This window comes from Nonomuraea rhizosphaerae, assembly GCF_019396405.1.
Classification (GTDB): domain Bacteria; phylum Actinomycetota; class Actinomycetes; order Streptosporangiales; family Streptosporangiaceae; genus Nonomuraea; species Nonomuraea rhizosphaerae.
Window position 1 is genome coordinate 1 of record NZ_JAHKRL010000014.1, and the last position, 5,755, is coordinate 5,755.

Genomic DNA, 5,755 nt, shown 5'->3' on the forward strand with positions numbered 1-5,755 from the left:
AGCGCCCGGCAGCGCATCGGCGTCGAGCTGCTCGGCCTGCGCCCCTTTCACCGCGCGCACGCCGAGACGTGCGCGCGGGTGCGCCACGCGCTCGGCGCCCGCGCGTACGCGGCCGCCTTCGCGTGCGGCGCCCAGACCGGTTACAGCTTCGAGCAGGGAGTACGCCGACCGGCCGAGTCCGTCCCTGAGGCTCCGTCGAGCCCGGGGGCGGCTCAGACTCAGTTGAAGCAGTACCAGGAGAAGGCGTCGCCCGGCGGGTTCCTGTAGGTGGCGCGCACGTCGCCTCCGGCGTGGGGGTAGTGCCATCTGCAGGCGTCGTTCATGTTGATGTCGAAGTGCGCGCCTCCGCCTCCGACGCACTTCCAGCTCTCGGCCTTGCTCGTGTCGGTGGTGATGGCGGTGAGGTGCCCGACCGCCTGGCAGTAGGGGATGAGCCGGTCGAGCCCGCCCAGCTCGCCCTTCGCCTGGGCCTGGGGGCCGGCGAGGGCGGCCAGGCCGGTGACGAGGAGGGTGGCGGCGATCTTGTGGTGCTTGCGCATGGGGAGGTCCGTTCCGTTCCGGAGGGTGACTGCTCGGTCACCAGGAGGATGCCTCCGGCCACTGTCACACCGGTCACTCGCCGGTCACTCCCCCGCGGCCTGGCGAACGTGATGGAGCGTCCGGCAAGCTCCGGCGCCACGCCCCGCAGCGCCTCTCCGAGCGCCTCTCCGAACGCCGCGGCGGAACACTCAGCGAGCCACGTCACATCCGTACACCGGTCACGTCGGGACGACAGGACGTCAACCGCCACTGGACGTCTACGCGCCCTACGGGCAGTCCTCCGGGCGGGGCTGCCGGCTGATGGTGAGGCGGACGATCGACCCGAACGGCGCCACCGTGCCACCGGCGGGGCTCTGGCCCTGAACGTAGAGAGGCCCGCAGTCGAAACCCCCTGATGAGGTCTGGGCGACGAAGCCAGCTGCCTGGATGGCGGAAACCGCCCTGCTGCGTCCCCAATCCAGGACGTTCGGGACAGGCCCGGCCAGGTCCGGCGACTGGAGATCGAGTGCCATGCCCCCCTTCAACGACTGCAGGGCGCCCCAGATCGCGAACGTCTGGCAGTTCACCCCCGTATCGGGAACGTTGCTGACGTTGGTGCCGCCGCCACCCCCGGCCACACTCCAGGGCAGGATGATCGTGGCCAGGTCGTTGTCGTCGGTGAGGTAGACGCATTGGCTGAGGTTCAGGTAGCGGCCCGCGGTCAGGTCGAGCGCGACCACACCCGAGCGCGAGGGAACGTTGAACCCTTCCGCCAGTTGCGGCGGGCAGTTCGCCCCGGTCTCGGGAACATTGCTGACGTTGGTGCCACCGGCGCTGGTGGGCAGGATCGTGGTGAACCACTCGTGGTAGATGCGGTAGTACGTGCACTGATGAAGGTTGAGGTAGCGGCCCGCGTTCAGGTCGAGCGCGACGACCCCCGACAGCGCGGCGTTGTTCCAGCGATCGCCCTCCACGTTCGGCGGGCAGTTCACCGCGGTCTCGGGAACATTGCTGATGTGGGTGCCGCCGGCGCTTCCGCGCAGGATCGTCGTGTATAAGTCCTTGAGCTTGGGGCTGGGGTAGAACGTCTCGTAGACGCACTGGTGAAGGTTCAGGTATCTGGGCGAGGCTGCCGCGCTCACCTGCGCTGCCGAGCCGGTCGCGGACGCTGTGGCGGTCGCGGGGGTGATGGCCTGGAACGTGGCCAGCAGCGTCGCCGCCAGCACCACCACCCTCCATCGTGCGGCCCCGGTACGCCTGAGCCGATCGGTGAACCTCATCACGTGTCTCCCTCTGTCTGCCGTTCGCCCGCGCGAAGCGAGCGCCTGCTTGGGGCGAGCCCCGCCTTCCGGCGGGCCCTGCCTTCCGGCGGGCCCTGCCTCCCGGCGGGAGGGCCGGATACGCGGTCGCCTCCGAAGCGGGAACCGGAGCCGGCCCGGGAGCGGCGCGGTGAAGGAATGGCCGTGGTTCTGGACCGATCTTCCAATGGATTTATCTGACCTGCAATGATGCGAGGCTATTCCGGCTGTTGATCACCTTTGCTGCGGTTCGTACGGCCTTGACCGACCCGATCCGGCACTTCACCTCTCGGCGAGCGACGTCAGCGCTTGCCATTCAGCTTGACGGTGGCCAGTCCCCCTCCGGGGCGGCGGAACAGAGCCGGGCCGAGAAGGAAAGCGCGCACCCTGAACCTCTGATCAGAGAGGCGGGAGAGACGAGTCGGCCTGTAGGCCGGGTTCTGTCCTTCGCTGGAGAGCGAAGGGGCGACCATCCATCTAGGGCCGTCGTTGCCAACGGCCTCAAGCGGTCCACCCGCGCGGCTCGGGCGGGCAGCCCTCGAACGTCGCGCGCGGGACGCTCCGGAGAGCGCCCCTTCTTGACCTTGCTCCGGGTGGGGTTTACCTAGCCGCCCACGTCGCCGTGGGCACTGGTGGTCTCTTACACCACCGTTTCACCCTTACCTCCCTGAGGAGGCGGTTTGCTTTCTGTGGCACTGTCCCGCGGGTCGCCCCGGGTCGGCGTTACCGACCACCCTGCCCTGTGGAGCCCGGACCTTCCTCGGCGGGCCCCTGAGGACCCGACGCGGCCGCCCGGCCGACTCGTCTGCCGTGTACTTTATCGCGTTTCGGCGACCTCTCGTCCGCGGCCGGGCAGGGCGGCGGGCTCGCGGCTTATTTCCGCTTGAATACAGGATTTCGTGAATTCAGGGATTTATGTATCATCGGGGCATGCTGATGATCGCCCCCGAGATCGAGGTGCTCGCCCGGTTCGGGCGCGCTCTGGCCGACCCGATCCGCTGCCGCATCCTCCTCGCCCTGCGCGAGGCGCCGGCGCATCCCGCCGAGCTGGCCGATCTGCTCAGCATCTCACGCACCCGGCTGTCCAACCACCTGGCCTGTCTGCGGGACTGCGGCCTGGTAATGACGGTTCCGGTCGGCCGCCGTACTCGCTACGAGCTGGCCGATCCCCGGCTCGGTCACGCGCTGGACGATCTGCGTACCGCCGTGATCGCGGTCGCCGCCGACCGTACCTGCGCCGACGCCGCCGACAAGGACTGCTGCTGATGGTCACCGCCCTCAGCCCGAGCCTCTCCCCAGGCCGCCGCACCGTGTTGCGGCGGCGCGTCCGGCTGCTGGTCGCCGCCACCATCACCTACAACGTGGCCGAGGCCGCCGTCGCCATCACCGCCGGAACCCTCGCCTCCTCCGCCGCCCTGATCGGCTTCGGCCTCGACTCCGTCGTCGAGGTCGCCTCGGCCGCCGCGGTCGCCTGGCAGTTCTCGGCCGCCGACCACGAACGCCGGGAGAAGGCCGCGCTGCGGGTCATCGCCCTCTCGTTCTTCGCGCTGGCCACTTATGTCAGTTTCGACGCCGTCCGCGCGCTGCTCGGCGTCGGTGAAGCGCGGCATTCCACTCCTGGCCTGGTTTTGGCGGCACTGTCCCTGGTGGTGATGCCGTTCCTGTCGGCCGCCCAGCGCCGCGCCGGACGCGAGCTAGGCTCCGCCAGTGCGGTGGCCGACTCCAAGCAGACCCTGCTCTGCACCTACCTGTCGGCGGTGCTGCTGGCCGGGCTGGCGTTCAACAGCCTGTTCGGCTGGTCCTGGGCCGACCCGGTCGCCGCCCTGGTCATCGCCGCCGTCGCGGTCAAGGAAGGCCGCGACGCCTGGCGTGGCGACGCCTGCTGCCCACCCCTCACCGCCACCGCCCCAACCGGCACCACCGGCACCACCGTCACTGCCACCGCCGACGCCGCTGTTACCGCCACCGCCGCCATCGCCGTCACCACCGCCGCCGGACAGGAGCAGACCGGCCAGCACTGCGATGACGGCTGCTGCGCACCCGCGACGAGCCAGCCGAAGGGAACCGCCACATGATCGGCCGTCCGATGCCCGCCCCCGTACGGGCCGCCTACCACTCCGAGATGCGCGCCGCCCGTACCACCACCGACGCCGAGGCGCGCTGGCGGCACCTGGAGCGCGCGCACATCCTGTCCCAGCCCTGGCCCTGGCCGCACACCCGCAACCATGTCGCCATGTTCGCCCTCGCGGTCGGGCAGCGGGACAGGCGTGAGGCGTTCGGGCAGGTCATCCGCATCATCGTGGCCGCTCCGGGCAGCGCGCTGGGCCGCTACCCCGAGGGCAACACCGGTCGCGCCCGCGTCGGCCTGACCCAGCCGATGCCGCTCCCCGAGGACCTGGCCGCCCTGCTGGCCACCACCTGAGCGATCACGGCGCTGCCCGTCGCCACTTCCTTTTCTCATGGTCGATCTTCGAGGGGAGCCAGGCTCATCGGCACCTGGTGCTGGAGGTCACCGATGGAATGAGGCGGTGTCCTCGTCGCAGGGCGTAGGACTTCGGCCGACGTCTGGGTTGGCGGGGGTTGCCGTGCGCTCCGGCTGAGTTGAATCGCCGCTCTCCGGCTGAGCTGGAGCGCCTGCCTCGCCCAGCCCCTGGGGGCGGTGTGGGCGAAGCCCGCACCTTCAGGAGAGCGCCCGAGCGTGAGCGAGGACCTACAGGGGTCGAGCCTCTGGCTCGACCGGGAGCAATGTCTGTGGGTCAGCGCAGGTGGGAGGTGTCGTTGAAGGATTTCACGACGGCCTGGCCGTCCACGTAGTACTCGATCAGCGACAGGCAGGCCAGGTCCAGGTGCATCCGGTACAGCGCCTCCGGCGGGGCCATCAGGGCGAAGCGGAGCAGCATCTTGATGGGGGTCACGTGGGACACGAGCAGCACCGTACGGCCCTCGTACCGCTCGACCAGGCGCTCGCCCGCGCGCCCCACCCGGCGGGCCGTCGTGGTGAAGCTCTCGCCGCCGGGCGGGGCGGCGGACGGGTCGGCGAGCCAGGCGGCGAGTTCGGCCGGCCAGCGGCGCTGGACCTCGGTGAACGTGTGGCCCTCCCAGTCGCCGAAGTCGGCCTCTCGCAGGTCGTCGTCCACTTCCACGCTGAGCCCCGTACGGCCGGCGACCGCCTCCGCCGTCTGCCGGGCGCGTTTGAGCGGGGAGGTGACGATCACGTCCACCTGGTACGGGGGACGCGCCAGCCGGTCGGCGGCGGCAGCGGCCTGGGCGAGGCCGTTGGGGGTGAGCTCGGCGTCGCCGAGGCCGGAGAAGCGGCGTTCGACGGACAGAGGGGTCTCGCCGTGGCGCAGGAGGATGAGGGAGGTCGCCACGCGGGTGGGCGGGGACCAGCCGGTGCCGCGGCTCCCCTGGTGGCGCTGCTGGTCGGCGGCGACCGAGGCGGAGGGGGCCGACAGGCCGGGGTTGTCGAGGAGGTCGGTCTGCTCGATCAGTTGAGGCTGCGCAGCGGGTTCCCCGCCGGACGAGCCCGCGCCCCCCGGGTTGTCGGCGGCGGTGCCGCCCGCCTTCCAGGTGAGCCCCTTGGCCGCCGCGTCCATGGCCTCGTTGGCCAGGCGGTCGGCGTGCTGGTTGTGGGCGCGGGGTATCCACGTCCACTCCGTCACCCGCAGCCGCCTGACCAGCTCGCCGGCCTCCAGGGCGAGCGGCCGCAGGCCCTCGTGCTTGATCTTCCAGCGGCCGGCCATCTGCTCGATGACGAGCTTGGAGTCCATCCGCACCGCCACCGGCGCGCCCTCGCCGGCCAGGGCGAGCACCGCCCGCAGGCCGGCGATGAGGCCGCGGTACTCGGCGACGTTGTTGGTGGCGACGCCGATCGCCTCCGCGGCCTCCGCCAGGACCTGGCGGTCGGCCGCGTCCATGACGACGGCGCCGTAGCCGGC

The 5,755-nt window shown here is 71.0% G+C and carries 7 protein-coding genes and 1 other RNA gene; 4 read left to right on the top strand and 4 right to left on the bottom strand.

Going from position 1 to position 5,755, the window contains the following annotated elements:
- The coding region (locus KME77_RS00760) for a hypothetical protein (RefSeq protein WP_219460246.1) at positions 1 to 267 on the top strand (267 nt) is incomplete at its 5' end.
- On the opposite strand, the gene KME77_RS00765 is transcribed toward KME77_RS00760, so the two are convergent.
- From KME77_RS00765 to rnpB, 3 genes are all read right to left on the bottom strand, one after another.
- Positions 219 to 539, bottom strand: coding sequence for a hypothetical protein (locus KME77_RS00765; protein ID WP_219460249.1), 321 nt, complete (start codon positions 537 to 539; stop codon positions 219 to 221). The two genes, KME77_RS00760 and KME77_RS00765, sit on opposite strands and share 49 nt — an antisense overlap.
- A 267-nt stretch (positions 540 to 806) precedes the next feature.
- Positions 807 to 1,799, bottom strand: a complete 993-nt coding sequence (locus tag KME77_RS00770) for a PASTA domain-containing protein (RefSeq protein WP_219460253.1) — start codon at positions 1,797 to 1,799, stop codon at positions 807 to 809.
- A gap of 431 nt (positions 1,800 to 2,230) precedes the next feature.
- An RNA gene (gene rnpB / locus KME77_RS00775) (RNase P RNA component class A) lies at positions 2,231 to 2,621 on the bottom strand.
- 126 nt (positions 2,622 to 2,747) lie between these two features.
- Between rnpB and KME77_RS00780 the strand changes: the two genes are divergently transcribed.
- The 3 genes from KME77_RS00780 to KME77_RS00790 are packed head-to-tail and all read left to right on the top strand — an operon-like array spanning position 2,748 to position 4,239.
- Positions 2,748 to 3,083: an ArsR/SmtB family transcription factor gene (locus KME77_RS00780; protein WP_219460256.1), complete on the top strand. Its 336-nt coding sequence runs from the start codon at positions 2,748 to 2,750 to the stop codon at positions 3,081 to 3,083.
- The gene (locus KME77_RS00785; RefSeq protein WP_219460259.1) at positions 3,083 to 3,892 is read left to right on the top strand and encodes a cation efflux transmembrane domain-containing protein; all 810 of its coding nucleotides are present in this window, start codon (positions 3,083 to 3,085) and stop codon (positions 3,890 to 3,892) included. Before KME77_RS00780 ends, KME77_RS00785 begins: the two co-directional genes overlap by 1 nt.
- Entirely contained in the window at positions 3,889 to 4,239 is a 351-nt protein-coding gene (locus tag KME77_RS00790; RefSeq protein WP_219460262.1) for a DUF3703 domain-containing protein, read from the top strand. Before KME77_RS00785 ends, KME77_RS00790 begins: the two co-directional genes overlap by 4 nt.
- Before the next feature lie 334 nt (positions 4,240 to 4,573).
- Here the strand turns inward: KME77_RS00790 and KME77_RS00795 are convergent.
- The coding region (locus KME77_RS00795; protein WP_219460266.1) for a bifunctional RNase H/acid phosphatase at positions 4,574 to 5,755 on the bottom strand (1,182 nt) is incomplete at its 5' end.

Coding starts and splice junctions, on each gene's coding strand:
- KME77_RS00765 (WP_219460249.1), bottom strand. CDS start 539: ATGCGCAAGCACCACAAGATCGCCGCCACCCTCCTCGTCACCGGCCTG.
- KME77_RS00770 (WP_219460253.1), bottom strand. CDS start 1,799: ATGAGGTTCACCGATCGGCTCAGGCGTACCGGGGCCGCACGATGGAGG.
- KME77_RS00780 (WP_219460256.1), top strand. CDS start 2,748: ATGCTGATGATCGCCCCCGAGATCGAGGTGCTCGCCCGGTTCGGGCGC.
- KME77_RS00785 (WP_219460259.1), top strand. CDS start 3,083: ATGGTCACCGCCCTCAGCCCGAGCCTCTCCCCAGGCCGCCGCACCGTG.
- KME77_RS00790 (WP_219460262.1), top strand. CDS start 3,889: ATGATCGGCCGTCCGATGCCCGCCCCCGTACGGGCCGCCTACCACTCC.